Origin of the sequence: Streptomyces sp. NPDC020884 (assembly GCF_044333935.1) — a bacterium.
Classification (GTDB): Bacteria; Actinomycetota; Actinomycetes; order Streptomycetales; family Streptomycetaceae; genus Streptomyces.
Genome location: NZ_JBIRRY010000009.1, coordinates 30449 through 55737, shown reverse-complemented (window position 1 = coordinate 55737; position 25289 = coordinate 30449). Strand labels below are relative to the sequence as shown.

25 protein-coding genes are annotated in these 25289 nt (G+C 71.6%); 13 read left to right on the top strand and 12 right to left on the bottom strand.

The window, feature by feature from the left end; all coding sequences use genetic code 11:
• Positions 1-13: 13 nt before the first annotated feature.
• The 3 genes from ACH4UK_RS25955 to hemL form a co-directional block, all read right to left on the bottom strand.
• Positions 14-1270: a hypothetical protein gene (locus ACH4UK_RS25955; protein ID WP_398360048.1), complete on the bottom strand. Its 1257-nt coding sequence runs from the start codon at positions 1268-1270 to the stop codon at positions 14-16.
• 355 nt (positions 1271-1625) lie between these two features.
• Positions 1626-2342: a histidine phosphatase family protein gene (locus ACH4UK_RS25950; RefSeq protein WP_398360046.1), complete on the bottom strand. Its 717-nt coding sequence runs from the start codon at positions 2340-2342 to the stop codon at positions 1626-1628.
• Positions 2339-3610: a glutamate-1-semialdehyde 2,1-aminomutase gene (gene hemL, locus ACH4UK_RS25945; RefSeq protein WP_398360609.1), complete on the bottom strand. Its 1272-nt coding sequence runs from the start codon at positions 3608-3610 to the stop codon at positions 2339-2341. The genes ACH4UK_RS25950 and hemL overlap by 4 nt, the downstream gene beginning before the upstream one ends.
• 331 nt (positions 3611-3941) lie before the next feature.
• On the opposite strand from hemL, the gene ACH4UK_RS25940 reads away from it, so the two are divergent.
• Together ACH4UK_RS25940 and ACH4UK_RS25935 are read left to right on the top strand one after the other, a co-directional pair.
• Positions 3942-4526, top strand: coding sequence for a hypothetical protein (locus ACH4UK_RS25940; RefSeq protein WP_073746161.1), 585 nt, complete (start codon positions 3942-3944; stop codon positions 4524-4526).
• A 174-nt stretch (positions 4527-4700) separates the two neighbouring features.
• Complete coding sequence (locus ACH4UK_RS25935; RefSeq protein WP_398360044.1) at positions 4701-5018, top strand: hypothetical protein; 318 nt, start codon at positions 4701-4703, stop codon at positions 5016-5018.
• On the opposite strand, the gene ACH4UK_RS25930 is transcribed toward ACH4UK_RS25935, so the two are convergent.
• The gene (locus ACH4UK_RS25930; protein WP_398360042.1) at positions 4951-5526 is read right to left on the bottom strand and encodes a TIGR03086 family metal-binding protein; all 576 of its coding nucleotides are present in this window, start codon (positions 5524-5526) and stop codon (positions 4951-4953) included. The two genes, ACH4UK_RS25935 and ACH4UK_RS25930, sit on opposite strands and share 68 nt — an antisense overlap.
• A 118-nt stretch (positions 5527-5644) precedes the next feature.
• On the opposite strand from ACH4UK_RS25930, the gene ACH4UK_RS25925 reads away from it, so the two are divergent.
• Complete coding sequence (locus ACH4UK_RS25925) at positions 5645-6466, top strand: DUF6597 domain-containing transcriptional factor (protein ID WP_398360041.1); 822 nt, start codon at positions 5645-5647, stop codon at positions 6464-6466.
• A 67-nt stretch (positions 6467-6533) separates the two neighbouring features.
• Positions 6534-7268: a Mut7-C RNAse domain-containing protein gene (locus ACH4UK_RS25920; RefSeq protein ID WP_398360039.1), complete on the top strand. Its 735-nt coding sequence runs from the start codon at positions 6534-6536 to the stop codon at positions 7266-7268.
• A gap of 37 nt (positions 7269-7305) precedes the next feature.
• Here the strand turns inward: ACH4UK_RS25920 and ACH4UK_RS25915 are convergent, their stop codons facing one another.
• Positions 7306-7845: a hypothetical protein gene (locus ACH4UK_RS25915; protein WP_398360038.1), complete on the bottom strand. Its 540-nt coding sequence runs from the start codon at positions 7843-7845 to the stop codon at positions 7306-7308.
• A 157-nt stretch (positions 7846-8002) separates the two neighbouring features.
• Here ACH4UK_RS25915 and ACH4UK_RS25910 point away from each other — a divergent pair, with 157 nt between their 5' ends.
• Positions 8003-8761: an SDR family NAD(P)-dependent oxidoreductase gene (locus tag ACH4UK_RS25910; protein WP_398360036.1), complete on the top strand. Its 759-nt coding sequence runs from the start codon at positions 8003-8005 to the stop codon at positions 8759-8761.
• A gap of 27 nt (positions 8762-8788) precedes the next feature.
• Here ACH4UK_RS25910 and ACH4UK_RS25905 read toward each other — a convergent pair whose 3' ends face one another.
• From ACH4UK_RS25905 to ACH4UK_RS25885, 5 genes are read right to left on the bottom strand one after another with little or no spacing between them, the layout of a single operon-like run.
• Positions 8789-9778 carry an endonuclease/exonuclease/phosphatase family protein gene (locus ACH4UK_RS25905; RefSeq protein WP_398360035.1) on the bottom strand — a complete coding sequence of 330 codons (990 nt, stop codon included), beginning with the start codon at positions 9776-9778 and terminating at the stop codon, positions 8789-8791.
• 19 nt (positions 9779-9797) lie between these two features.
• Complete coding sequence (locus tag ACH4UK_RS25900) at positions 9798-10871, bottom strand: ABC transporter ATP-binding protein (protein WP_398360033.1); 1074 nt, start codon at positions 10869-10871, stop codon at positions 9798-9800.
• Positions 10868-11725 (bottom strand): ABC transporter permease, encoded by an 858-nt coding sequence (locus tag ACH4UK_RS25895; protein WP_398360031.1) that lies wholly within the window; start codon positions 11723-11725, stop codon positions 10868-10870. The genes ACH4UK_RS25900 and ACH4UK_RS25895 overlap by 4 nt, the downstream gene beginning before the upstream one ends.
• Positions 11713-12678 carry an ABC transporter permease gene (locus ACH4UK_RS25890; RefSeq protein ID WP_398360030.1) on the bottom strand — a complete coding sequence of 322 codons (966 nt, stop codon included), beginning with the start codon at positions 12676-12678 and terminating at the stop codon, positions 11713-11715. The genes ACH4UK_RS25895 and ACH4UK_RS25890 overlap by 13 nt, the downstream gene beginning before the upstream one ends.
• Before the next feature lie 2 nt (positions 12679-12680).
• Positions 12681-13829, bottom strand: coding sequence for an extracellular solute-binding protein (locus ACH4UK_RS25885; RefSeq protein ID WP_398360028.1), 1149 nt, complete (start codon positions 13827-13829; stop codon positions 12681-12683).
• Positions 13830-14140: 311 nt separating this feature from the next.
• On the opposite strand from ACH4UK_RS25885, the gene ACH4UK_RS25880 reads away from it, so the two are divergent.
• The 4 genes from ACH4UK_RS25880 (at position 14141) to ACH4UK_RS25865 (ending at position 17432) form a co-directional block, all read left to right on the top strand.
• The gene (locus ACH4UK_RS25880; protein WP_398360027.1) at positions 14141-14881 is read left to right on the top strand and encodes a GntR family transcriptional regulator; all 741 of its coding nucleotides are present in this window, start codon (positions 14141-14143) and stop codon (positions 14879-14881) included.
• 108 nt (positions 14882-14989) lie between these two features.
• Complete coding sequence (locus ACH4UK_RS25875; protein ID WP_398360025.1) at positions 14990-15637, top strand: HAD family hydrolase; 648 nt, start codon at positions 14990-14992, stop codon at positions 15635-15637.
• 105 nt (positions 15638-15742) lie between these two features.
• Positions 15743-16354: a dihydrofolate reductase family protein gene (locus tag ACH4UK_RS25870; RefSeq protein ID WP_398360023.1), complete on the top strand. Its 612-nt coding sequence runs from the start codon at positions 15743-15745 to the stop codon at positions 16352-16354.
• Positions 16355-16541: 187 nt separating this feature from the next.
• The gene (locus ACH4UK_RS25865; protein ID WP_398360022.1) at positions 16542-17432 is read left to right on the top strand and encodes a hypothetical protein; all 891 of its coding nucleotides are present in this window, start codon (positions 16542-16544) and stop codon (positions 17430-17432) included.
• 55 nt (positions 17433-17487) lie between these two features.
• Here the strand turns inward: ACH4UK_RS25865 and ACH4UK_RS25860 are convergent, their stop codons facing one another.
• Entirely contained in the window at positions 17488-18681 is a 1194-nt protein-coding gene (locus ACH4UK_RS25860; RefSeq protein WP_398360020.1) for an RtcB family protein, read from the bottom strand.
• Between the two features lie 172 nt (positions 18682-18853).
• Between ACH4UK_RS25860 and ACH4UK_RS25855 the strand changes: the two genes are divergently transcribed.
• The 4 genes from ACH4UK_RS25855 (at position 18854) to ACH4UK_RS25840 (ending at position 23389) form a co-directional block, all read left to right on the top strand.
• A complete protein-coding gene (locus ACH4UK_RS25855; RefSeq protein WP_398360019.1) occupies positions 18854-19690 on the top strand; it encodes a DUF3558 domain-containing protein in 837 nt (278 codons plus the stop codon).
• A gap of 189 nt (positions 19691-19879) precedes the next feature.
• Positions 19880-20737, top strand: a complete 858-nt coding sequence (locus ACH4UK_RS25850) for a DUF3558 domain-containing protein (protein WP_398360017.1) — start codon at positions 19880-19882, stop codon at positions 20735-20737.
• 243 nt (positions 20738-20980) lie between these two features.
• Positions 20981-21667 (top strand): hypothetical protein, encoded by a 687-nt coding sequence (locus ACH4UK_RS25845; RefSeq protein ID WP_398360015.1) that lies wholly within the window; start codon positions 20981-20983, stop codon positions 21665-21667.
• Between the two features lie 273 nt (positions 21668-21940).
• Positions 21941-23389, top strand: coding sequence for a DUF2637 domain-containing protein (locus ACH4UK_RS25840; RefSeq protein ID WP_398360014.1), 1449 nt, complete (start codon positions 21941-21943; stop codon positions 23387-23389).
• 94 nt (positions 23390-23483) lie between these two features.
• On the opposite strand, the gene lysS is transcribed toward ACH4UK_RS25840, so the two are convergent.
• Entirely contained in the window at positions 23484-25244 is a 1761-nt protein-coding gene (gene lysS / locus ACH4UK_RS25835; RefSeq protein WP_398360012.1) for a lysine--tRNA ligase, read from the bottom strand.
• Positions 25245-25289: the final 45 nt, after the last annotated feature.

The window sequence follows — 25289 nt, the reverse complement described above, 5'->3', positions numbered from 1 at the left end:
GTAAAGCCCCTTGTCAGGCCTGTTTAAAGAAGGAGTTCCAACCGCCGGCGGGCGCCTGACCGACGTCCAGGGTCCGGAGCTTGGCGAGAACGGCGGGATCCTGTACGTCGAGCCAGTCGACGTACTGCCGGAACGAGACGAGACGCACGTCGTCCTTGTCCGCGACCTTCTTGATCACTTCTTCCACGGCATCCATATAGATGCCGCCGTTCCACTCCTCGAAGTGGTTGCCGATGTAGAACGGCGCACGATTCGACTCGTACGCGCGCTGGAATCCGGCGAGATACGCCCCGGTCGCCTGGGTGCGCCAGCCCGGATAACGCGAGGGCATGCCCTTCGTCGAATTCTGCGACTGATTGGCGAGGATGTTGTAGTCCATCGAGAGCACCTCGAAGGAGTGCCCGGGGAACGGCATCGCCTGCAGCGGCAGGTCCCAGACGCCGCCGCGCTTAACCGGCCAGGTCTGACGGCCGCCGGGCGAGCTGGCGTCGTAGCGCCAGCCCAGCTTGCTCGCGGTCGGCAGGAGGTTGTCCTGGCCGAGCAGGCAGGGGGTGCGGCCGCCGATCAGTTCCTTGCGATAGTCGAACGGAAGCGGGTCCTCGTTCTCCCAGCCGGTGTTGGTGCGCCATTCCGTGACGAACGACACAGCCTGATTGATCTCGCTGTGCCATTGCGCCGGGGTCCAGCGCTCCACCGATCCGGAACCGCCGCAGAAATGCCCGTTGAAGTGGGTGCCGATCTCGTGGCCGTCCAGCCACGCCTGACGCACGTACTTCAGTGTGTCCTTGACGTGGTCGTCGGTGAGATAGCCGATGTCGGAGGCGCCGCGGGGGTTGTTCGGCGGACGGTAGAGGGACTTCTTCGACTCGGGCAGCAGATAGACGCCGGAGAGGAAGAACGTCATCGCCGCGTCGTGTTCCTTGGCGAGTTCGAGAAATCGCGGGAAGAGTCCGTTGCCGACCTCGCCCGCGCCGTCCCAGGAAAAGATCACGAACTGCGGCGGCTTCTGGCCGGGTTCCAGCGGAACGGGCGCCTGCGGCTGGTGGGGCTGCTTGCCGGTGTCGGCGGTCGAGCCGTCACCGATCAGCCGGACCTTGTTCTTCGGCGAGCCGTTGCCGCTGCCGTTGCCGCCGGTGCCGGTGTCGCCCTTGCCGCCCTGGCCGGACCCTCCGTCGCCCGAGGATCCCGAGGTGCCGCAGCCGGCGAGCCCGATCGCGGCTGCGGCGCCGAGCCCTGCCCCGAGCAGTCCCCTTCGTTTGATGTCGCGCATGCCGTCCTCATCTGCGGTCGTTTTATCTCAAGCCCATACAAACTGCTGAAGGATTAGATGAGGTGTGCAACACGTCGGTTCCGTGCATTTGGGGACTTTCTTTACGCTTTACCTTGCGACCGCCCGGACGATCTTGGCGCGACATCCGTGCGGCGCTCGCACACCTTTACGGGCAACCCTGAGAGGGGACGCCGGGACGACCCTCCGCAGTTCTGCCGTCGGCCGACGGATCGACTTCCCCGGATCGTCGAACTCATGCACGAGCGCGGGGAGAGGGCGGCAAAGGGGACGGGACCGGCCGCCGTTGCTTCGGCGACCGGTCCCGTCGTGTCCCGTCATGTCCTCCCGGCGGCGGCTACGCGCCGAACGCCTTGGACTGCCCCGGCTTTCCCTTCACCGGCTTGGCACCGGCCAGCAGATGCGCGGGCACCAGGTCCCGGGCCGGCTCCGAGTAGCCCACCGAGACGATCTCGTCGCCCCGGTAGGTGAAGCTGGTCAACGAGGCCAGCGTGCACTGCCGCTTGCGCGGGTCGTGCCACAGCCGGCGGCGCTCCACGAAGGAACGCAGGATCCAGATCGGCAGCTGGTGGCTGACGCAGACCGCCTCGTGTCCGCGCGCCGCGTCCCGGGCGGCGTCCAGCGCGCCCATCATCCGGACGACCTGCTCGATGTACGGCTCGCCCCAGGACGGCTTGAACGGATTGGTGAGGTGCTTCCAGTTGTCCGGCTTGCGCAGCGCGCCGTCGCCGACCCCGAAGGTCTTGCCCTCGAAGACGTTGGCGGCCTCGATCAGCCGGGCGTCGGTGGCCAGGTCCAGGCCGTGCGCCTTGGCGATGGGCGCGGCCGTCTCCTGGGCGCGCTCCAGCGGGGAGGCGACGACATGGGTGACATCGCGCTTCTCCAAATGCTCGGCCACCCGGTCGGCCATCTTCCGGCCCAGGTCGGAGAGGTGGTAGCCGGGGCGGCGGCCGTAGAGCACACCGTCCGGGTTGTGCACCTCGCCGTGCCGGACCACGTGCACCACGGTCAGCTCGGCGCGGTTCGCGTCCCCGCTCTGCACGTTCTCGCTCATGCGGTGGCCTCCGATGCGGCACGGGCCGCGGCGGGCAGGGCGGCGGCGATGCGCTCGACCGCCCGCTCGTCGTGGGCCGTGGAGACGAACCAGGACTCGAACGCGGAGGGCGGCAGGTAGACGCCCTGCTCCAGCATGGAGTGGAAGAAGGCGGTGAAGCGGAAAGCTTCCTGCTTCTTGGCGTCGTCGTAGTTCCGGACCGGCCGGTCGGTGAAGAACACCGAGAACATGTTGCTCGCGGCCGACACCGTGTGCGCGACGCCCTCCTTGGTGAGCGCGTCGCCCACCAGGCCCCGCAGCTCGGCGGAGACCGCGTCGAGCTTCGCGTACGCCGCGTCGTCCAGCAGCCGCAGCTGGGCGAGCCCGGCGGCGGTGGCGACCGGGTTCCCGGAGAGCGTGCCCGCCTGGTAGACCGGGCCGGCCGGGGCGAGGTGCGCCATCACGTCGGCGCGGCCGCCGAAGGCCGCGGCGGGGAAGCCGCCGCCCATCACCTTGCCGAAGGTCATCAGGTCGGGCCGGACGCCGTCGACGCCGTACCAGCCGGCCTTCGACGTACGGAAGCCCGTCATGACCTCGTCGGAGATGTACAGGGCGCCGTTCGCCGCGCACAGCTCCTTGAGCCCGGCGTTGAAGCCGTCCGCCGGCGGGACGACGCCCATGTTGCCGGGCGAGGCCTCGGTGATCACGCAGGCGATCTCGCCCGGGTGCGCGGCGAAGGCGGCCCGCACCGCGTCCAGGTCGTTGTACGGCAGCACGACGGTGTCCCCGGCGGTGGCGCCCGTGACGCCCGGGGTGTCGGGCAGCCCGAAGGTGGCCAGGCCCGACCCGGCGGCGGCGAGCAGCGCGTCCACGTGCCCGTGGTAGCAGCCGGCGAACTTCACGACCTTGGCCCGGCCCGTGAAACCGCGGGCCAGCCGGATCGCCGACATCGTCGCCTCGGTGCCGGAGGAGACCAGGCGCACCTGCTCGACGGGCTCGATCCGCGCCACGATCTCCTCGGCGAGCGTGACCTCGCCCTCGCCCGGCGTGCCGAAGGAGGTGCCCCGGGAGACCGCTTCCTGGACGGCTGCGATGACCTCAGGGCGGGAGTGGCCGAGAATCATCGGCCCCCACGAGCAGACGAGGTCGACATACTCCCGGCCGTCGGCATCGGTGAGGTACGGACCGGTGCCGGACACCATGAACCGGGGCGTACCGCCCACGGCCCGGAAGGCACGCACGGGTGAGTTCACGCCGCCGGGCGTCACGACGGACGCCCGGTCGAACAGCGACTGCGAAACTGGGGCTTCGTATGAATACGCCACTTTGGTCCTGATCTGCGATTCGGGTATCGGGAGGCCGGGCCGGAGAATCCAGGGGAATCCCGGCCACCGGTGAGCAGGAGGCGTGCTCCGCTCGTATCACGGAAGAGCGTCAGCCCCCTCGCGTCTGCGAAACTGGGCCGGCACAGGGAAAGCTCACACATGCCATGGTGTCAGAGGCACGGACGGTCTTGCGGACAGGTGTTTCACCGCACGCCCGCGGGGGAGGTCACTGACACGATGATCGGGTTGCGCGGCGGGGGCTGTGTCTCCTAAGAAGTAGTCGGGTGGATGAGATATGCATCGCGGTGGCGGAGTGGGCGAAGGGACCGACGACCTGGGGCCCGAGCCTGCCCGGCGAGGGCGGCACCGGCGTAGGGCCGAGCGCGCACAGAGCAGGGGCGCGGACAGCACGCCGCCCCCCGGGACCAGGAGCGGGGGCGGGATGGGGGTGACCTACAAGTACTTCGGCGCCCCGGACGGCGCCACCGCCGCACGCGTGCCCATCTCGATGCGCCCGGAGGAGCTCGGCGGTGACGAGCTGGGCATGGGCGGCATGTTCACCAAGATCAAGCCGGAGACGGTGGCCGCCATGGTCCTGACCGGGATCCAGGGCATACCCCTGCACAAGGTCCCGCCGCTGGAACTGGTCGTCCTCCACCCCGACTACGCCGTGGTGAAGCTCCCGATGACCGTCGTCGACCCGCTGCGCGGCGTCGGCGAGGAGTCGGTCGGCGCGGCGGCCTTCATCTGGTCCACGGTCCCCGACCGCGGCGGCCCGCGCGACGCCTTCAACGTCTACCAGCTGCTCCACGAGTGGCAGGACTTCTCCCACCGCCTGCACGACGCGGGACACCAGGCGTACTGCCTGGTCTGGCCCTGACCCGGGATCCCCCGGAGGCCGTACGACCGGTCGAAGCGACCGAACAGGCGCACCCGCGCGCACGCATTCGGTCAAATCCAGCCGTATATTGCGGAGATTTGGCCGACGGCCAATCTTCAGCCGACCCTCCCGGCACGCCGATGCACAGGACATCGACCATCGAGGAGGTCCGCCGTGGGCGACGTTCTGCTGGCCCTGTCCATCCCCGTGCTCGTCTTCGGCGGCGGCATCTACGCGGCCTGCGACTGCTGGTGGCGGCGCAGGCGCCCGGCGCCACCGTCCCCGTACACCCACCGGGCGGCCCGGCTGGCGGAGCAGGACATGCTGCTCCTGGCCGAAGGGATCGTCGACGGCGCGTACGCCGCTCTCGGCCCCCTCTACGACGCCCCGGCCGCCCCGCGTCCCACCGGACCGCCCGCCGGACTCAGTCTCCGGTCGGACGCCACCGGGGATCGCGCCCCGTCACCGCCAGCAGCCGCTCGAAAGCGCTAGCCCCCTCCCCCACCGGGAACGGCTCGCCGAACACCTTCATCTCCCGGGCCTGCGGGGCCATCGCCGCGAGCCCCGGGCCCAGCACGTCGAGGACCCTCGGCTCCGGCACGAAGTCCGCGCCGGTCACCCGTGCCAGGTCCCAGGCGTGCACGGTCAGATCGCCGAGCACCATGAGCCCCACCGTCCGGGCCGGCAGCCCCATCTTCCCGGCCGTGCCCTCCTCGGCGCCCGGCGCGTCCCACGCCGCCACCAGCCGGGCGGTCTCCGCACCGAACCTGCCCCGCCAGTCGCCCGTCACGAACTCCGGCGCCCCGCCGAAATCCGCGTCCTCGCGGGCCGCGAGGGCCCGGAAGTTCACGACCACCAGGAACAGGTGGTTCACCAGCGCCCGTACGTCGTACGCGGCACAGGGCGTACGGTCGCCCAACTGCGCGTCGTCGATGCCCCGGACCACGGGCAGGGCCCGGACCGCCGCCGCGTCCAGCAGTTCACTGATCTTCTCCGTCATGCCTCCCACCCTGCGTCCGCGCCCGGCCCGCGTCTTGAAGAAAGACGACAGGCGTCCGGGCCGCGCGCCCGAGCGCCGTCCCGTCGTCCCCGGCCGGACAGCCCTTAGGATCACGGTCATGGCCGCCGGACCCCGCCGCGACACCCGGGGCATCGTCGACGCCCCGGACCTGTTCGCCCGCGTACGCTTCCGCCGCCGCGAGCCCGCCGCCGCGCTGCGCCCGTACCTGGAGCACTACTGGCTGATCGACTGGGACCTCACCGAGCCGTACGCCGCCCATGTCGTCCCGCACCCGTCGGTGAACCTGGTCCTCCAGCGGCACGAGGCAGGGCAGACCCCCGGGGAACGGTCCGGGTACGCCGAGGTCGCGGGCATCGGTCCCGGGCTCTTCACCCAGGAGCTGGCCGGCCGCGGGCGGGTCTGCGGGGTGCAGTTCCGGCCCGGCGGCTTCCGCCCGTTCGCACCGGAGCACGCCCTGTGCGACCTGACCGGACGCCGGATCGCCGCCGCCGCGGTGCTGCGCACTCCGCCGCCCCTCGACGCGGTCCTCGGCCCGGACGACGAGGACGCGCGGGTCGCCGCGCTGGACGCCTTCCTGCTGGCCCTGGAGCCCGTCCCCGACCCGCAGGCCGCGCTCGCGATGGCCGTCGTCGACCGGGTGCGCACCGACCGCACGGTGCGCCGGGTCGGACGACTGGCCCGGGACGCGGGGCTCTCCCCCCGCTCCCTGCAACGGCTCTTCGCCGCGTACGTCGGGGTGGGGCCCAAGTGGGTCATCCTCCGCTACCGCATCCACGAGGCGATGGAGCGCGCCGGATCCGACCCGGCGCTCGACTGGGCGCGGCTCGCGGCGGATCTCGGCTACAGCGACCAGGCGCACCTGGTCCGGGACTTCACCGCCACGGTGGGCGTGCCCCCGACGGCCTTCGCCGCGCGCTGACGGCGCACGGGCGCGCACCCCGCCAAATCCCTGGCTCCCCGTCCCGCCCCGATGGCATCCTGACCGGGTGAACGGACCCGAGATCACCCTCGAAGTAGCCCCTGAGCTGCGGCTCTTCGTACCGCAGGACCGCCGCGGCGGGCCCACGCCCCTCACCACCGACGGCTCCTCGACCCTCGGCCATGTCATCGAGTCCCTCGGCGTCCCGCTCACCGAGGCCGGCACCCTGCTGGTGAACGGCGGCCCGGTGGCCCGCTCGCACGTGCCCGGCCCCGGCGAGCACATCGAGGTGCGCCCCGTGGCACGCCCCCAGCAGGTGCCCGGCGCGCCTCTGCGCTTCCTCCTCGACGTCCATCTCGGCACGCTGGCCCGCAGGTTGCGGCTCCTGGGCGTCGACGCGGCGTACGAGAGCGAGGACATCGGTGACCCCGCCCTGGCCACCCTCTCGGCGCGGGAGCGGCGCGTCCTGCTCTCCCGGGACCGCGGGCTGCTGCGCCGCCGCGAGATCTGGGCGGGGGCGTACGTCTACAGCGACCGCCCCAAGGAGCAGCTCCGCGACGTCCTCGGCCGCTTCGCTCCGGCCCTGACCCCGTGGACCCGCTGCACCGCGTGCAACGGCATCCTGGCCGGGGCGGCCAAGGACGCGGTGAGCGGGCTGCTGGAGCACGGCACGCAGCAGGCGTACGACGTGTTCGCCCAGTGCACGGAGTGCTCCCGGGTGTACTGGCGCGGCGCCCATCACGGCCACCTGGAGACGATCGTGTCCGAGGCGGTCCGCGACTTCGGGGGTGCGGCGGCGTAGGCGCAGCCCCCCGGCGGCTGCGGCTGCGGCTGCCGGCTCAGAAGGCGTAGGGGTCCCCGGTCGAGGGCGCCAGCACCGCGTGCACGTCGTTCCCGGTGTCCGCGTCGCGCACCCCGCCGTTCCACACGGTGTCGACCCGGACGACCACCTCGGCCGGACGGCTCGCGAGCCGCAGGTCCAGCGCGGTCTGCCGGCCCCCTCCGCCGGAGGACAGCGCGCCCGTCTCGCACAGCACCGCGGCCCTGCCGCCCCACAGGCAGCCGGCGGGAAGCCGCTGCCCCACGGACGGCGGCGCGGAGAAGCGCAGCCGTACCGTCGAGGCGGGCACATCGGCGGGCCCCCGGTTCGCGGTCCGCAGCCGGATCTCCAGCCGGTCGCTCCAGAGGGAGACATGACCGTGGTGGGAGACGTCCGCCTCGGGAGCGGCGGGGGCGGCGGGGGCGGCCGCCGCGAAGGAGACGGGGTCGGTGTCCGCCACCGGCACCGCGGTGGCGGTCACGGTCGGCACGGTCGTCGCGGCGGCCAGGGCGACGACGACGGACAGCCGCGTCAACAGTCCTCTGCTCAGCATCAGCATGTCCGGAACGTACCGAAACCATCGGTTGATCCGATGAACCCACCGGCCTGACGCGCTCTCCCCCACCCGCACAGCCCACGGCCGCCCGCGCGGCGGACCCGCCGCGACGCCTGCCTATCCTTTCCCCGTAACCGATCAGCAGTCCGAGGAGATCGCCATGGCCGCCACCCCCATCGCCGTCGTCACCGGCGCGAGCAGCGGCATCGGCGCCGCGACCGCCCGCACCCTGGCCGCCGCCGGCTTCCGGGTCGTGCTCACCGCACGCCGCAAGGACCGCATCGAGGCGCTCGCCGCCGAGATCACCGAGGCGGGCCACCAGGCGACGGCCTACCCCCTGGACGTCACCGACCGCGCGGCGGTCGACGAGTTCGCCACCGCGTTCCGCTCCCTGGCCGTCCTGGTCAACAACGCGGGCGGGGCGCTCGGGGCCGACCCGGTCGCGACCGGCGACCCCGCCGACTGGCGCCAGATGTACGAGACCAACGTGATCGGCACCCTCAACGTCACCCAGGCCCTGCTGCCCGCCCTCACCGCGAGCGGCGACGGCACGATCGTGATCCTCTCCTCGACCGCGGCGCTGTCCGCGTACGAGGGCGGCGGCGGTTACGTGGCGGCCAAGCACGGCGAACACGTCCTGGCCGAGACCCTGCGGCTGGAGATCGTCGGCACCCCGGTCCGCGTCATCGAGGTGGCCCCCGGCATGGTCAGGACCGAGGAGTTCGCCACCACCCGCTTCGGCGGCGACACCGAGAAGGCGGCCAAGGTCTACGCGGGCGTCGACGCCCCCCTGACCGCCGAGGACGTCGCCGACACGATCGGCTGGGCCGTCACCCGCCCCAGCCACGTCAACATCGACCTCCTGGTGGTCCGCCCGCGCGCCCAGGCCTCCAACACCAAGGTCCACCGCACCCTGTGAGGAGGATGCGGGGCCCGGCGCCCGGCCTCAGCCGACCGTGAACGTCGTCAGGACCGCCGCGTGGTCCGTGGGCCACACGTTGCCCGCCTGGTCCGGGACCGGCTTCGGGTCACCGTCGACGAAGGACACCGAGTCCTTCACCGTGAGCTTGCTGCCCGCGTAGTCGATGAAGTCGATACGGTCCTGCGGCTCGTCGACCCCCGTGGAGCCCTCGTGCTGCGGGTAGACCGGCGACCAGGTGGTGCCGGGCAGCGCCGCCGGGTCCGGGTTCGCCTCCCGGAAGGAGTCCTTCAGACCGGCGCCCTCGAAGATCTTGGTCACGGGCCAGTCCACCTGCCCGTACCCGCAGTGGCTGTCCTTCGTCGCCTCGGTCCAGTCCAGGTGCGAGGGCGTGTTGAAGTCGCCGACGAGCAGCACCGGCGTCTCGTCCGCGGCCGCGATCTTCGGCGCGAGGTCCTTGGCGATGGCCTCGGCCTGCGGGGTACGGCCGGACTGCGCCTCCCGCCGGAAGATCTCCTCGACCGGCATCCCGTCGAAGCAGGCGTCGTACGGGCCGTACGGGTCGTAGCCCAGGTGCGCCGTCCAGAGTTCGACCTCCTGGCCGGTGCTCTCGTCGATCCGGATGCGGACGCCCGCCGCGGCCTGGCTGGTCTCGACCTCCGAGGTGAACGGGAAGCGGCTGATGATGCCGAGATCCGCGTCGGACTGCCAGTGGTCCCAGCCCAGTTCCTCCGCCAGCTCCCGCGCGGAGTGACCGGAGGTCTCCTGGAGACCGACCACGTCGGGCCGGTGCTTCTCGATCACGGCGACCTGCTTGGCCAGACCGTCGTCGACCTTGGCTCCGCCGTGCCACAGGTTCAGGGTCATGACGCGCAGCTCGCTCGCCGCAGCGGGCTCGGGGGGCCGGTCGGCCTCGTCGGGCCCGGCCACGGGACCGGCGACCGCGACGGCCGCGGTCGCGGCGAGGGCGACGGCCGCTCCGGTGGCGGACAGGAACACACGGCGCTTGGCACTCACTGGTTGCTCACTCCTTCACTTACACCTTGAGGGACGGGGCGACGGCTCGCTCGGCGACGAGCACGGGGTTGTCGTGCGGGGTGATCGTGCAGCGGGCTCCCGGCGCCAGCGCGGTCGCCTCCCAGCTCGGCAGGTCGGCCTTGCACACGGCTCCGGAGTCCGTGGTGAGGTGCAGCCGGGTGGTGGCGCCCAGGAACGTCGCCACCCGTACGGTCGCGGGTGTGCCCGCCCCGTCGTCGGCGGCGCCGACCGCCAGGCCCTCGGGGCGCAGCAGCACGTCGACCTCGGCGCCGGACGCGGGCGTCGCGCCGTGGATGGGCAGCCGCCGCCCGAACAGCTCGACGACCCCGCCGTCCCGGACGGTGCCCGGCAGCCGGTTCATGGTGCCGACGAACTCGGCGACGAAGGGCGTGGCCGGGCGGTCGTACAACTCGCCCGGCACCGCGCACTGTTCGAGCCGCCCGTCCTTCATCACGGCGACGCGGTCCGCCATGGACAGCGCCTCCTCCTGGTCGTGGGTGACGAAGACGGTGGTGATGCCGAGATCCAGCTGGATGCGCCGGATCTCCTCGCGCAGGGTGAGCCGCACCTTGGCGTCCAGGGCGGACAACGGCTCGTCGAGAAGCAGCACCTTGGGCGAGATGGCGAGCGCGCGGGCGAGCGCGACCCGCTGCTGCTGACCGCCGGACAGCTGGTGCGGGTAGTCGCCCTCGCGGCCGGGCAGGCCGACCAGGTCCAGGAGTTCGCGGGCCCGCTCCCTGCGTTCGGCGCTCGCCCTGCCGCGCACCCGCAGGCCGTACGCGATGTTCTCGGCGGCCGTCATGTTCGGGAAGAGGCTGTAGGACTGGAAGACCATGCCGATGTCACGGCGGTGGGCCGGGACCGAGGTGACGTCCTGGCCGTCCATCAGCAGCTCACCGCCGTCGGCGCTCTCGAACCCCGCGATGATGCGCAGCGCGGTGGTCTTGCCGCAGCCGGACGGGCCCAGCAGGGCGACCATCTCGCCGGGGGCGATGTCCAGGTCGAGCCCGTCGAGCGCGACCGTGGAGCCGAACGCCCGACGCAGGTTCTTGAGGTGCACGGGAACGGTCATGACACGGTCTTCTTTCGGTTCGCGCGGTTCTCGCGGCCGGAGTTCGGGCGCGTACGACGGCGGCTGCGGCCGCCGGCCAGGGTGGTGAGCAGGAGCAGCAGCCCCCAGGTGATCAGCAGGCTGAGCATCGCGGCCGCGACCGACAGCTGGGCCTCGGAGTCCTTGATCTCCACCATCCATACGGAGAACGGACGGTAGGAGAGCACGGAGGCGACGGTGTACTCGCCGAGCACCATGGCCAGGCTGAGCACGGCGCCGCCCACCACGGCCGTCCGCAGGTTCGGCACGACGACCTGCCACAGGGTCTGCAGCCGCGAGGCGCCCAGGCTGCGGGCGGCCTCGACGAGGGTGCGCAGGTCGACGGCGCGCAGCCCGGCGTCCAGCGAGCGGTACAGGAACGGCAGGGACATGACCGTGTAGACGAGCACGAGGATCAGCGGGAAGTCCTCGTCCCGCAGGATCTGGAAGGTCATGTACAGGGGCGTGTCGGCCAGGTCCTGCTCCCAGGACAGCACCGTGGTGACGCCCGCTACCAGCGCGATCGGCGGGACGACCAACGGCATCATGCACAGGATCTCGACGATCCGGCGCAGCCTCGGCAGATAGAGCGCGATCGCGACCAGGGTCGGCACCATCAGCAGCAGTCCGCAGACGATGGTGGCCAGGCCCAGCCGCACGGAGAGCATCAGGCTGGTGGTCAGCCCCTCGGCGCCGAGCCCCTCGGTGTACGCGTCGAAGCTGATGCCCTCCACCTCGTTGACGCTGAACCAGATCGAGGCGCCGATGGGGACCAGGAAATACAGCGCGGCGAGCGGCAGGACGACGCCTCGCGAGGTGAACTTCATCCGAGCCATCGGGTACTCCTGCGCTGCAGCGGTATCTGTACGGCCATCACGAGCAGCGCGATCACGACCATGTTGAGGCTCATCGCGAGAGCGAGGTTCTCCTGACCCACCAGAACGTTGCCGTTGAGGGCGTTGGCGATCTGGATGGTGATCAGCGGCTGCGAGGAGCCGACCATCACGGCGGCCGTGGCGTGCGAGGCGAACGCCGTGCCGAACATCAGCACCGCGCCACCGAGCAGCGAGGGGGTCAGCACCGGGATGCCGACATGCCGCCAGTACTGCCCCCGGGTGGCGCCGCAGGACGCCGCGGCCTCCTGCCACTGGGAGCGCAGGCCGTCGAGCGCGGGCAGGACGGTCACCACCATCAGCGGCACCATGAAGTAGAGGTAGGCCAGGACCAGGCCGGTGAAGCTGTAGAGGCTGAAGCCCGTCCGGTCCAGGTGGAACAGCTGGGTGACCGTGCCGGTCGTGCCGAGCGTCGCGATGAAGGCGAACGCGAGCGGCGCGCCGGAGAAGTTGGCGAGCACCCCGCTGGCCGAGACGACGACGCCCCGCAGCGCCGGCCGCGGGGAGCTGACGACGGCCTGAGCGATCAGCGTGCCGACCACGGTCGCCAGCAGCGCGGTCACGAGCGAGAGTTCGACGCTCCCGGTCAGCCCGGTCGCGTACGCCCCGGACAGCGACCCGCTGACGTTCTCCGTCGAGAACCGGTCGGCGCCGCTCGCCCGGTCGACGACGGTGAAGGCCCCGTACACCATGGTTCCGGCGGGCAGCCCGAAGCACACGGCGAGAAACGCGAAGAAGGGAACGACGACGGGCCACCGGTGCCGCCGCGCGCCGCGGCGCCGGGCGCCGCCGTCCCGTGGGGGACGCGCGGGGGCGGCCGGGCCCGCCGCGGGCACGGAGTCCGCCGAGGTGGCGGCTCCGCTGCCCGCGGGGAAGGGTGCGGTCGTGTCGGGCATGGTCAGCTGACCGCCTTGCCCCAGCCCTGGACGACCGTCTCCTTGGCCTTCGCCTCCTGGGCCACGGTCGGCTCCTCGGGAGCGCCGTGCACCTCGGGGATCTCGGCCAGGGCGGCCTTGTCGGCGGTGCCGTCCTTCTTCATCGCGTCCAGGAGCGCCGGGCGCGAGAAGCCCTTGAGCCAGATGTTCTGGCCCTCGGGGCTGTAGACGAACTCCAGCCACAGGCGGGCGGCGGCCGGGTGCGGGGCGTGCTTGTTGACACCCTGGTTGTAGTAGCGCGAGTACAGGCCGTCGGAGGGCACCACGACCTGCCAGTCGACGCCCTTGGGCTTGAGCTTCTGGCCGTAGCCCAGGTTGAGGTAGTCCCAGTCGATCGAGATCGGCGTCTCGCCCTGCTGGATGGTGGCGAGCGTGGACTTCGCGGGGACGAAGTTGCCCTTCTTCCGCAGCTCCTGGAAGAAGTCGAGACCCGGCTGCGCGTCGTCCAGGGAGCCGCCGTTGGCCAGCGAGGCCGCGATGACCGCGGCCAGCGCGGAGCTGGACTCGGTCGGGTCCCCGTTCAGGGCGACCTTGTTCCGGTACTCGGGCTTGAGCAGGTCCTCGAACGTCCGGGGGCAGTTCTTCACGGCCTTGGCATCACAGCCGATGGACATGAAGCCGCCGTAGTTGTTCATGAAGGAGGCGTCCGGCTGCTTCTGCGCGTCGGGGATGTCGGCCCAGCCCTTGACCTTGTACGGGGCGAGCAGGTCCTGCTTCTTGGCCTCCTGCATGTACGAGGTGCCCAGGTCCAGCGCGTCGACGGCCCGGTCCTGGCCCTTGCGCTTGGCCGCGGCGTTCAGCGCGCCCTGGCTGCTGCCGCCCGGGTCCTCGTTGTTGACCTCGACGGCGTACTTCTTCTCGAACGCCGCGATCATCTCGCCGTAGTTGGCCCAGTCCGGCGCGAGGGCGTAGACGTTGAGCTTGCCCTCCTTCTCCGCCGCCGCGACGAGCTCCTCCATACCGCCGAGGTCCGCGGCCGACTCCGCCTTCGCGGCCGTGCTGTTCTTCGCCCCGTCGTTGTCGGGTGCGGAGCCACAGCCGGCGGCCACCAGGGCGGTGAGCCCGGCGAGGGCCGCGGCGGTCAGGACGCGGCGGGGACGGTGTGCCTTCACGATGCGTACTCCTGGGTCTGCGGCGAGCCACCTGTATGGACAAGCCATCGTCAGTAAGCGAGCCGAAGCTAGCAGCCGAGTGACCGGCGGGTAAAGCTTTCGTGAGGTAAAAAGTGCAGGTCAGAAGCGTTATCAAGACGTAGGTTTACCTGACCCCAAAGCGGTTAGACGCAGGGTTCGCACTTCGGGGGAAGCGCCGATTGCGTGCAGTTCAAAGATGCGACGCACCTCGTGCGGATGACATGATCGTCCCTGCTCACCCGGAACGCACCGAGCGTCCGGCGCACCCCCCGGAAGCCCCAAGGAGAGACGTGACCCGACGGCACCAGCAGATCGCCGAGGAGCTGCGCCGATCCATCGCCGAAGGCGCCCACCCCGTGGGCTCCGAGCTGCCGTCCGAGTCCGAACTGGCCCTGGCCCACGGCGTGTCCCGGGGCACCCTCCGGCAGGCCTTCGGCACGCTCCAGTCGGAGGGCCTGATCGGCTCCCGGCAGGGCGCCCGCCGGACCGTCCTGTCCACCACGCCCAGCCAGAGCTTCACCGAACTGCGCAGCTTCGCCCAGTGGGCCAGGGCCGGCGGCCGCACCCCCGGCGGCCTGGTCCTCCGCAAGCGCCACGCGAAGGCCACCGAGGCGCAGGCCGCCCAACTCCAGCTCGCCCCCGGCGAACCGGTCCTGCACATCCTGCGGGTGCGCACCCTGGACGGCGAACCGGCCCTCCTGGAACGCACCCTGTACGCCGGGTGGGCGGCGGCGGCCGTGGAACGGCTTCCGGACGACTGCGAGTCGGTCACCCAGAGCATGTACGAGGAGGCCGGCGTGGTCATGAGCCACGGCGAACACCACCTGGACGCCGTCGCCGCGGGCACCACGGACGCCCGGGAGCTGGCCGTCCGGCGCGGCTCCCCGCTGCTGCGGGTGCGCCGCACCACGACCACGACCGAGGGCCGTCCCGTCGAGACCTCGGACGACCGCTACCGGCCCGGCTCGGTCGTCTTCACCGTCCGCAACTCCGTGCAGGCCAACCCGCTGGTCCGCACCGCCGCCGACTGACGCACCGGGCAGACGCGCCCGGCCCCGCCCATCCACCCCCGACCGGGCGGGGCCACCCGCCCCTCCCCCGCGGCCCGGTCGCCCACCCCCAGGAACAGCGAGCCCCGTATGCCCCCGCTCCCCCGCCCCGCCGCCCTGCTCTGCGACATGGACGGCACCCTCGTCGACACCGAGCACGCCTGGCTGGACACCGTCGCCGGGTTCCTGCGCACGCAGGGCGCCCCGGCGGATGCGGGCGCCCTCGCCCCGTTCGCGGGCGCCGCGGTCGCCGACGCGGCCGCCCTTCTCGTACGCGGCGGCCTCACCGCCCTTCCGGCGGCGGAGACGGCCGCCCGGCTCGACCGGGAGTTCACCGCGCGGGTGGCGGCCGGCGTGACCGTCCAGCCGGGCGCCCTGCGGCTCCTGGACCGGGCGCGCGCGCTGGGCGTGCCGACGGCCCTGGTGACCGCGTCCGAGCGGCATGTGGCCGACCTGGTCCTCGGCATCCTGGGCCCGCACCGGTTCGACACGTCGGTCGCCTCGGGCGAGACGGCACGCGGGAAGCCGCACCCCGACCCGTACCTGGCCGCCGCGGCCGCGCTCGGCGTCGCCCCGCGGGACTGCCTGGCCGTCGAGGACACCCCCACGGGCGCCGCCGCCGCGCTGGCCGCCGGGTGCCGCCTGCTCGCCGTCCCGTCGGTGCCCGGCATCGAACCGGGCCCGCGCACGGTCCTGGTCGCCTCCCTGACGGAGGCGGACCTGGCGGAGGCGGCGTAGGAGCCGGTGCCCGGAGATCCCCCTCGCCCCGTCCGCGCCGTGCTAGGAAGGACGCACCTCGACCGCCGGGTACCGGCCGGTGAGTTCACGAAGGAGTGGTGCGCCATGAAGCTGGTGGTCCAGGAGTTCCTCTCGCTCGACGGCGTCTCCCAGGGCCCCGGTGCGCCCGACGAGGACACCAGCGACGGGTTCACCCGGGGCGGCTGGTTCGTACCGCACCTGGACGAGGCCTTCGAGCGGCAGGCCGGCGAGTGGCTCGACGAGGCGGACGCCTTCCTGTTCGGCCGGCGCACCTACGAGAACTTCGCACGGGACTGGCCGCAGATGACCGACCACCCCTTCGCCGGCATCCTCAACGGCCTGCCGAAGTACGTGGCCTCCACCACCCTGACCGAGGCCGCGTGGAACCCGACCACGATCCTCTCCGGCGACGTCCCCGCCCGGGTCGCCGAGCTGAAGCGGCAGCCCGGCCGGGACCTCCAGATCCACGGCAGCGCCCGGCTGGCCCAGTCCCTGCTGGCCGCCGGCCTGGTCGACGAACTGCGCCTGGCCATCGCCCCGGTCGTGGTCGGCCAGGGCCGCCGGCTGTTCCCGGACGGCGGGGCCCCGGCCGGCCTGCGCCTCGTCGAACAGCGGACGACCCCGGCCGGCGTCTCCGTCCACGTCTTCGCGGCGACGGGAACGCCGGACTACGCGACGTACGGGGGCGGGGAGTAGTCCGGCCCTCCGCCGGACCTGCGTGCCACGCCCCTGTCCTCGATCACTCGTGCGGGTGATCGGGCCGGATCACCCGCCCGTCCCTCGTGGCCGCTGCCTAGGCTCGATCGCGCCAGAACACCGTACGGCCCCCGGTCAGGATTGCCGTCCCGCCCGAGGGCCTCACCATCAGGAAGTTGGGCTTCCCATGGCTGAGCACGACACTAACGCGCGCCCACTGTTCGAGATCGGAGATCTCCTGCCGGCCCCAGCCGCCGGTCCGGTCTTCATGGATCTCGAGCACCCCGACTACGCCTACATGTTCGGCTTCCTCCAGGCCGACGGCCACCTCGCCCAAGGCACCGGCCGCAAGGGCCGCCTGACGGTGGAGATCAACGTCCGGGACATCGCCGTACTCCGCGAGTTCCAGCGGCTGACCCCGTACTACAGCAGCATCAACGAGCGAGTGCGGGCCACGAACTTCTCGGAGAAGCACCACTCGGCCACCTGGACACTCTGCGATCAGGAAGCCAGGGCCCGGATCAACGGGCTGGGCCTTCCCTACGGCCGGAAGTCGAGGAAGATCACCCCGCCCCGTGTGGAGTTCTCCCGTCGCGACTACCTACGGGGCGTCATCGACGCCGACGGTTCGGTCGGCCACACCGGTCAAGGACTCCCCTTCATCTCGCTGACCACCGCGAGCGCCGCTGTCGGCGCCTATCTCTGCAGGTATGCCAAGGCCGTGACCGGGGCCGCCCGGCAGATCGGGCGCAACGCCCGCGACGGGGTCTTCAACGTCGTCTACACGAAGGAAGCGGCGGTTCAGCTGGCCGGGCACCTCTACTACCCGGGCTGCCTGTCCCTCGCGCGCAAACAGACGGCGGCCACGTCCCTGGCTTCCTGGAAGCGCCCGGCGGACATGAGCGTTCGTCCTCCGGGGCGACGCTGGAAAGCCTGGGAGGACCGCGTCCTGCTGGCTCACGACGCCACTGCGGCGGCCGCCGAACTGGGCCGCAGCGAAGCCTCCTGCTCCGTACGCCTGTGGCGGCTGAAGACCGGAAAGGTGCGGCACCCCGAAGACGCTCCGCCCGGCGCGTAACCCCCTGGAAGGCCGGTGAGGGGCTTCGCCGGCGTCGGCGGCGGAGCCCCTCGTCTCAGCCCTTGATGCAGATGACCTGCTTGAGCTTCGCGACAACCTCGACCAGGTCCCTCTGCTGCTCCATGACCTGCTCGATCGGCTTGTACGCGGCCGGGATCTCGTCCAGGACACCGGAGTCCTTTCGGCACTCCACACCGCGCGTCTGCTCCTCCAGGTCACGCACCGTGAAGCGGCGCTTGGCCGCGTTCCGGCTCATCCGGCGACCGGCTCCGTGGGAGGCCGAGTTGAACGCCTTCTCGTTGCCCAGGCCCTTCACGATGTACGAGCTGGTGCCCATCGAGCCCGGAATGATCCCGTACTCACCGGAGCCGGCGCGGATCGCGCCCTTGCGCGTGACCAGCAGGTCCGCTCCGTCGTACCGCTCCTCCGCCACGTAGTTGTGGTGGCAGGAGATCTCCTGCTCGAAGACCGGCTTCGCCTTCTTGAACTCCTTGCGGACCACGTCCTTGAAAAGCGCCATCATGATCGCGCGGTTGTACTTGGCGTACTCCTGCGCCCAGTACAGATCGTTCCGGTAGGCGGCCATCTGCGGGGTCTCCGAGATGAATACGGCCAGGTCCCGGTCGACGAGGCTCTGATTGTGCGGAAGCTTCTGCGCGATGCCGATGTGGTGCTCGGCGAGTTCCTTGCCGATGTTGCGGGAGCCCGAGTGCAGCATCAGCCACACCGCACCCTCACGGTCAAGACAGAACTCGATCATGTGATTTCCCGAGCCCAGCGTTCCCATCTGCTTTGTGGCGCGCTCCTGACGGAATTTGACCGCATCGGCGATCCCTCCGAACCGCCCCCAGAAGTCGTCCCATCCCGACGTCGGGAATCCGTGCAGCTTCCCCGGGTCCACCGCCTCGCCGTGCATCCCCCGGCCGACCGGAATGGCCTGCTCGATCTTGGAGCGCAGCCGTGACAGGTCGCCGGGAAGATCGTTCGCGGTGAGGGACGTCTTGACGGCGGACATCCCACAGCCGATGTCCACCCCCACCGCGGCCGGGCACACCGCGCCGTGCATCGCGATCACCGAGCCGACCGTCGCCCCCTTGCCGAAATGGACGTCCGGCATGACGGCGAGACCTTTGATCCACGGCAGCGTGGAGACATTGCGCAGCTGCTGCATCGCGACGTCCTCGACCGAAGCGGGGTCCGCCCACATCCGGATGGGAACCTTCGCCCCCGGTACCTCTACGTACGACATAACCCCTCGATTCCCCCGAAAAGACTGAAAGCGCAAAACCGGTGCCAAGGTCGGCAAACCTGTCGGCCGACCGGCATTCACAGCGGCGCGTGCGATACACATTGTGTCCATCGGCCGCCTCCGAGCGGCAACCCGTTTTCCGTACCGAAGGGAGCCTGGGACGGTGCGACACATGGCGTACGTACCCGGCGTCGCGCTTCTCGCAGCGCTCGTCGTCGGCTGCAGCGCCGGCGCCGACAGCAACGCGAACGGCGCCGACAGCAAGGCGGGCAGCCCGACGGTCAGCCCCGCGCCCCCGGGCAAGTACCTGACCCTGCCCGCCCCCTGCCGCGCCGTGCCGCGCGGCACGCTCAAGGACCTGCTGCCCGGCGCCGCGGAACTGCCCGGGGACCAGCAGGAGAAGGTGTTCCGGGGCGCCGCGTCCGTCACGTACGACACCGACCGCAAGGTCGGCTGCAGCTGGAAGTCCGACGCTCCGGACGCCACCCGGAGCCTCTCCGTCGACTTCGAGCGCGTCGTCTCCTACGACCCCGCCGTCAGCGACGACGACCGCGCCGACACGGTGTACGCGAAGAAGGAGAAGGCCGCCGGCCTGTCGTCCTCGGCGACCCCCGGGCCGGACGCGGAGAAGGACACCGGGACCCCCGGTGAGAAGGGCAAGGGCAAGGGCGGCGGCGAGCCGAAGGAGACGGCGGGGGACGACACGGCCTCGGCGGACCCCTCGCCCTCCGGAAGCAGCGGCGGAAGCAGCGGCAGCCCGGAGGACGTCCTGCCCTCACGCGTCCTCGACGGTCTCGGAGATGCCGCATTTCTGCAGGATCTGCCCACACGGGCAGGTTCCACCGCACAGCACCGCACGGTGAGCGTGGTATTCCGCACATCGAACGTGGTCGTGACCGTCCGGTACGCCGAGCAGCCGGCCCTCGTCACCCAGGAGCCCGACAGCCGGGAACTCCAGGAGAAGGCCCAGGCACTGGCCCGGAAGCTGGCCGAGACGCTCAGCGAATAGGCTCCCGCCCGAGGGCCCCCACCGGCCGGATTCCGGCCGCCCGGGGGCCTCGGTCGCGGCGCGGGACGGCCGCCGCCCGTCGTACCGTGGCTGTCCGGAACGCACCGACCCGCCACCGAATCCGCCCGTACACCGCACGAACCGAGACCTCCAGCACCGAGAGCTCCGTGCCATCCGAGTGAAGGAACCATGCACCGATCAGCCCCGCGCCTGTCCCGCATACTCGCCTGCGCCGCCGTCCCGGTGATGCTCGTAGCCGTCGGCTGCTCGTCGGACTCCGGCTCCGACGGCAAGAAGAACGCGGGCTCCTCCTCGTCCGGCGCCGCCAGCACCAAGCCCTCGGAGCCCACCGTCGAGCCGGCGAAGTTCGCCGATCTGCCCGACCCGTGCACCTCGGTCGCGAAGAAGACGGTTCAGAGCCTGGTGCCCGCGGCCAAGAAGAAGAACGGCACGGCCGGCCAGTCCAACGATCTGGCGGCCAGGAGCAGCTGCTCCTGGAACGGTCTGGACGACAAGGGCGTCAAGGGCTCGCAGTACCGCTGGCTGGACGTCGGCTTCACCCGGTTCGACTCGGACCAGTCGCTGGGCAGCGGCGCCAAGCGCGCCACCGACGACTACGCGAAGCAGGTCACCAAGACGAAGGCGTCCGAGGGCGCCAAAAAGGTCGCCGCCGAGCCCACCGCCGGCATCGGCGAGGAGGCGACCCTCATCACCTACGGCCTCAGCAAGACGGACGAGGACTTCGCGTACGCCACCGTCGTGGCGCGCACGGGCAATGTCGTCGTCACCCTGACGTACAACGGCGCGGGCTACGCGGGTGCGAAGACGCCCTCGTCCGCGGAGATCGTCAAGGGCGCCCGGAAGGCGGCGAAGGAAGCGGTCGACGCGATCGACAGGACCGCCGACGCCAAGACCACTCCGCCGGCGAAGGGCGGCTCCGGCGGCGACGCCGGGGACGACGGGAAGGACAGCGGGAAGGACAGCGGGAAGGACGCGGCCAAGAGCAGCGGCAAGGGCGGCACGACGTCCAAGCCGAAGTCGAGCTGACGGCCCGTCCGGGCGTCCGGATGCCCGGCGTGACCTGAGGTCCGCCCGGCCGACAGGACGCGAGCACCCCCTCCGAGCACGGCTTTCCCGCGACCCGGCCCTCCCGAGGGCCGGGTTGCGCACGTTTGGGCACGTCCCGGGGGCATGTGCCTGTCACCTTCATGCCAACCCTCCGCCCGTTCCGTTCCGATCCCGGCGGACGCCGTTACGCTCCACGGCGAACCCCGAGGAAAGGCAAGGGAATTGCGCCATCGAATCGCACTCGCCGCCGCGCTCGCCACCGGTCTTCTCGCGCTCACCGCCGCCTCCGCCACCGCCGCGCCGACCGAGGCGCGGGCCGCGGCGTCCGGCGACGCCCGTGCGTGCGCGGACGTGAAGCTGTCCGGCGCCCTGCCCGTGCCGCCCGCGGGCATGTCCGTCCGCCAGGACGTCTCCATCGGCCCCGACTGCGCGCCGGTGCTCGGCCCCGCGCGGCTGGTGCCGAAGGCCGGCCCGGCCGCAAACGCGCAGGCGGCTCCGGCCGCCGCCCAGGCCGACCGGCAGGTGCGGAGCTGGTCGGAGATGTACGACTGCTGCAACATCCGGATGACGGGTCTCTACACGACGTCCGACTGGAGCTCCGACGGCACCGTGGTGACCGCCTCCGCCACCGACGCGACCCAGCAGTGGAACCGTGAACCGTGGAACGCGGGCTGGTCGCTGGAGTCCTCGGGCAAGTCCGCCGACTGCGTCGCGAACTGCGCGGTCTCCACCAACGTGGCCGACGCCTCGTTCTCCTACCAGGGGATCTTCGACCCGACGGGCAGCGTGTACGCCAACACGCACCGCTCCACCGTGGCCCTCAAGGCCGACGGGACCGCGTCCTGCGAGTTCGAGGTCGACCTGAAGAACACGTTCGTCGGCTGGAACTGGCAGCGCGGCTGCGAGTAGACCCTTCAGCGGTGACGGCCCCCCTCGCCGTCACCGCTGGAGCCCCCCGGCCATCGCCGAAGTCCCCGGCGTTCAGGCCGGGTTCTTCTGTTTTCCGACGGGTCACCGCGAGCCCACCCGACCCGAAAACAGCCCCGCGGCTCCTCCCCGCGCAACGGAACTCGCACACATGTGCCAGGCTGTGCCATCGCCGGGCGTCCGATGTCCGGCCGAAAAACAACGCCGGGCGCACCGAGTCGGGTCCGGGTACAGAGGTCGGGGAGGGGATCGCGGGTGGCCGCGATGCAGCTGACACGCACGCACCGCATACTCATCGGGATCGTCGTCGCCGGTGCGGTGCTCATCGCCGCGATCGGTTTCGCGGGTTCCTACGCCGCCGTGCGCGAGCTCGCGGAGGACAAGGGCTTCGGCGAGTTCTCCCTGGTCTTCCCCATCGGCATCGACGCGGGCATCTGCGTCCTGCTGGCCCTGGACCTCCTGCTCACCTGGATGCGGATCCCGTTCCCGCTGCTGCGCCAGACGGCGTGGCTGCTGACCGCCGCGACGATCGCGTTCAACGGTGCGGCCTCCTGGCCCGACCCGCTGGGCACCGCGATGCACGCGGTGATCCCGGTGCTGTTCGTCGTCTCCGTCGAGGCCGCCCGGCACGCGGTGGGCCGGATCGCGGACATCACGGCCGACAAGCACATGGAGGGGGTCCGCCTCACCCGGTGGCTGCTCTCCCCCATCCCGACGTTCAAGCTGTGGCGGCGGATGAAGCTGTGGGAGCTGCGCAGTTACGAGCAGGTCATCAAGCTCGAACAGGACCGGCTGATCTACCAGGCCCGGCTCCAGGCCCGCTTCGGCCGCAGCTGGCGGCGCAAGGCCCCGGTCGAGTCGATGATGCCGCTGCGGCTGGCGAAGTACGGGGTCCCGCTGGCCGAGACCGGTCCGGCCGGGCTCGCCGCCGCCGGGATCGAACCGGCCCTGCTGCCGCCGGTCGAGGGGTCCCGCCCGAAGGCGGAGCTGGGCTACGAACCGCGGCAGGAGCACGAGCAGGCGTACGAGACGGACCCCGGCCGCCCGTACGACGGCCGCCCGCACCACCAGGAGCAGGCGCAGGGCCACGGACCGGACCAGGGGCCGGGGCAGTACGCCGACGCCCCGCACGTCCACCCGCAGCAGGACCGGCCCGAGCAGCCCCAGGCGTCCGCGAACCACGAGAGCCCGTGGTTCGCGGTCCAGCAGCTGCCGGACGGCACCGCCCACGGGAGCGCGTACGACCCGCAGCACGCCGAGGGCCTGGAGCGGAACCCGGTGCAGATCCCCTCGGGTCCCGGCCGGACCCGGCCGCTGGGGGACGTGGGCACCATCGGCGCGGTCCCGCACCCCCGCCGCGAGGAAGCCCTCCAGCCCGAGCCCCAGCCCACGCCCCAGCCCGAGCCCGCGCCGCAGCCCGGGATCCAGGCCGTCGAGGCGGCCGAGGCCCCCGGCCCCGAGGACGCCCCGCAGCTGGAGGAGTGGACCCAGGAGGACGCCGAGTTCGCCGACGCGGCCTTCGAGGTGTTCAGCGCGTACACGGACCAGGAGAGCCAGTACCCGAGCGTGGAGATCCTGGACATCCACCTCTCCGACACCCGCGACGTCCGCCACCCCCGCTCGCGGGAGCTGCTGCTGCGCCTGATGCCGGAGTTCAAGCAGGCGTACGTCCCGGCGCAGTCGACGGCCGACCAGAGCGCCTGACGTACGGCCGCACGGCGCGGCCCGCGACCACGCGGCATGACGAGGGGCCGCCGCCCGGAGATCCGGGCGGCGGCCCCTCGTCGTCGTCGCGGTGCTACGCGCCGAGCAGCGCCCGCACCCGGTCGGCCCCCACCGCGAGCAGCAGCGTGGGCAGGCGGGGCCCCGTGTCGCGGCTGACGAGCAGCCGGTAGAGCAGCGCGAAGAAGGACCGCTGGGCGGCCTTCAGCTCGGGCGTCGGCTTGGCGTCCGGCTCCAGGCCCGCCAGCTCCTTCGGCACCCCGTAGACGAGCGTGGTGAGCCCGTCCAGCGACCAGTGCGAGTCCAGCCCGTCCAGGAGGAGGCGCAGCGACTTCCGGCCCTGGTCGTCGAGGGAGCCCAGGAGCTCCTTGTCGGCCTCGTCCCGGACGATGGTGCGGGCCTCGGCCGGGACCTGGGTGGTGATCCAGTTCTCGGCGCGGTCGAGGCGCGGGCGGGCCTCGTCCAGGGAGGTCAGCGGGTTGTCCGGGTCCAGCTCTCCGAGGATGCGCAGCGTCTGGTCCGCGGCGCCCGCGGTGATGTCGGCGACGGAGGCGAGCGTCCGGTAGGGCAGCGGGCGCGGGGTGCTGGGGAGCGGCCCGGCCGCCGTGCCGATGGCGCGGGAGTGCGCGGCGGCGTCGGCGGGCAGCACCGTGCCGTCGGCGACCTTGCGGCCCAGCGAGTCCCACTCGTCGTACAGCCGCTGGATCTCCTGGTCGAAGGCGATCTTGAACGACTGGTTGGGCCTGCGGCGGGCGTAGAGCCAGCGCAGCAACGGCGCTTCCATGATCTTCAGCGCGTCGGCCGGGGTGGGCACCCCACCCTTGCTGGAGGACATCTTGGCCATGCCGGAGATGCCGACGAAGGCGTACATCGGCCCGATGGGCTGCACGCCGTCGAAGACCTCGCGGACGATCTGGCCGCCGACGACGAAGGAGGAGCCGGGCGAGGAGTGGTCGACGCCGCTGGGCTCGAAGATCACGCCCTCGTAGGCCCAGCGCATCGGCCAGTCGACCTTCCAGACGAGCTTGCCGCGGTTGAACTCGTTCAGCCGGACCGTCTCGGCGAAGCCGCACGCCGAGCAGGTGTAGTTCAGCTCGGTCGTGTCGTCGTCGTAGGAGGTGACGACGGTCAGGTCCTTCTCGCAGTTGCCGCAGTAGGGCTTGTACGGGAAGTAGCCGGCGGTGTTGCCGCTGCCGTCGTCCTCATCGGCGGCGCCGGAGCCCTCGGCGGCCTCCAGCTCGGCCTCGTCGACCTTCTTCTGCTGCGGCTTCTTGCCGCCCTTGCCCTGGGCCGCCGGGTCCTTCTTCGTCCGGTAGCGGTCGAGCACGGCGTCGATGTCGCCGCGGTGCTTCATCGCGTGCAGGATCTGCTCGCGGTAGGTCCCCGCGGTGTACTGCTCCGTCTGGCTGATTCCGTCGTACTCGACGCCCAGCTCGTCCAGGGCCGCCGTCATGGCGGCCTTGAAGTGCTCGGCCCAGTTCGGGTGGGCGGAGCCGGCCGGGGCGGGCACCGAGGTCAGCGGCTTGCCGATGTGCTCGGCCCAGGACGTGTCCACGCCCGGGACCCCGTTCGGGACCTTCCGGAAGCGGTCGTAGTCGTCCCAGGAGATCAGGTGCCGCACGGTGTACCCGCGGCGGCGGACCTCGTCGGCGACCAGGTGCGGGGTCATGACCTCGCGGAGGTTGCCGAGGTGGATCGGGCCCGACGGGGACAGGCCGGAGGCGACGACGACCGGTTTGCCAGGCGCACGACGCTCCGATTCGGCGATGACATCGTCCGCGAAGCGGGAGACCCAGTCGGTCTCGGTGCTGGTCTGACTCTCGGCCACGGTCGGCACGTCCTTCTCTCGTCTGTCGTTTCCCGATGGGGTGCGGACCATTCT

Excerpts from the sequence above, each read along its gene's own strand:
- ACH4UK_RS25955 (WP_398360048.1), bottom strand. The coding sequence starts at position 1,270 with ATGCGCGACATCAAACGAAGGGGACTGCTCGGGGCAGGGCTCGGCGCC.
- ACH4UK_RS25950 (WP_398360046.1), bottom strand. The coding sequence starts at position 2,342 with ATGAGCGAGAACGTGCAGAGCGGGGACGCGAACCGCGCCGAGCTGACC.
- ACH4UK_RS25940 (WP_073746161.1), top strand. The coding sequence starts at position 3,942 with ATGCATCGCGGTGGCGGAGTGGGCGAAGGGACCGACGACCTGGGGCCC.
- ACH4UK_RS25930 (WP_398360042.1), bottom strand. The coding sequence starts at position 5,526 with ATGACGGAGAAGATCAGTGAACTGCTGGACGCGGCGGCGGTCCGGGCC.
- ACH4UK_RS25925 (WP_398360041.1), top strand. The coding sequence starts at position 5,645 with ATGGCCGCCGGACCCCGCCGCGACACCCGGGGCATCGTCGACGCCCCG.
- ACH4UK_RS25915 (WP_398360038.1), bottom strand. The coding sequence starts at position 7,845 with ATGCTGATGCTGAGCAGAGGACTGTTGACGCGGCTGTCCGTCGTCGTC.
- ACH4UK_RS25910 (WP_398360036.1), top strand. The coding sequence starts at position 8,003 with ATGGCCGCCACCCCCATCGCCGTCGTCACCGGCGCGAGCAGCGGCATC.
- ACH4UK_RS25900 (WP_398360033.1), bottom strand. The coding sequence starts at position 10,871 with ATGACCGTTCCCGTGCACCTCAAGAACCTGCGTCGGGCGTTCGGCTCC.
- ACH4UK_RS25895 (WP_398360031.1), bottom strand. The coding sequence starts at position 11,725 with ATGGCTCGGATGAAGTTCACCTCGCGAGGCGTCGTCCTGCCGCTCGCC.
- ACH4UK_RS25890 (WP_398360030.1), bottom strand. The coding sequence starts at position 12,678 with ATGCCCGACACGACCGCACCCTTCCCCGCGGGCAGCGGAGCCGCCACC.
- ACH4UK_RS25875 (WP_398360025.1), top strand. The coding sequence starts at position 14,990 with ATGCCCCCGCTCCCCCGCCCCGCCGCCCTGCTCTGCGACATGGACGGC.
- ACH4UK_RS25870 (WP_398360023.1), top strand. The coding sequence starts at position 15,743 with ATGAAGCTGGTGGTCCAGGAGTTCCTCTCGCTCGACGGCGTCTCCCAG.
- ACH4UK_RS25865 (WP_398360022.1), top strand. The coding sequence starts at position 16,542 with ATGGCTGAGCACGACACTAACGCGCGCCCACTGTTCGAGATCGGAGAT.
- ACH4UK_RS25860 (WP_398360020.1), bottom strand. The coding sequence starts at position 18,681 with ATGTCGTACGTAGAGGTACCGGGGGCGAAGGTTCCCATCCGGATGTGG.
- ACH4UK_RS25855 (WP_398360019.1), top strand. The coding sequence starts at position 18,854 with ATGGCGTACGTACCCGGCGTCGCGCTTCTCGCAGCGCTCGTCGTCGGC.
- ACH4UK_RS25850 (WP_398360017.1), top strand. The coding sequence starts at position 19,880 with ATGCACCGATCAGCCCCGCGCCTGTCCCGCATACTCGCCTGCGCCGCC.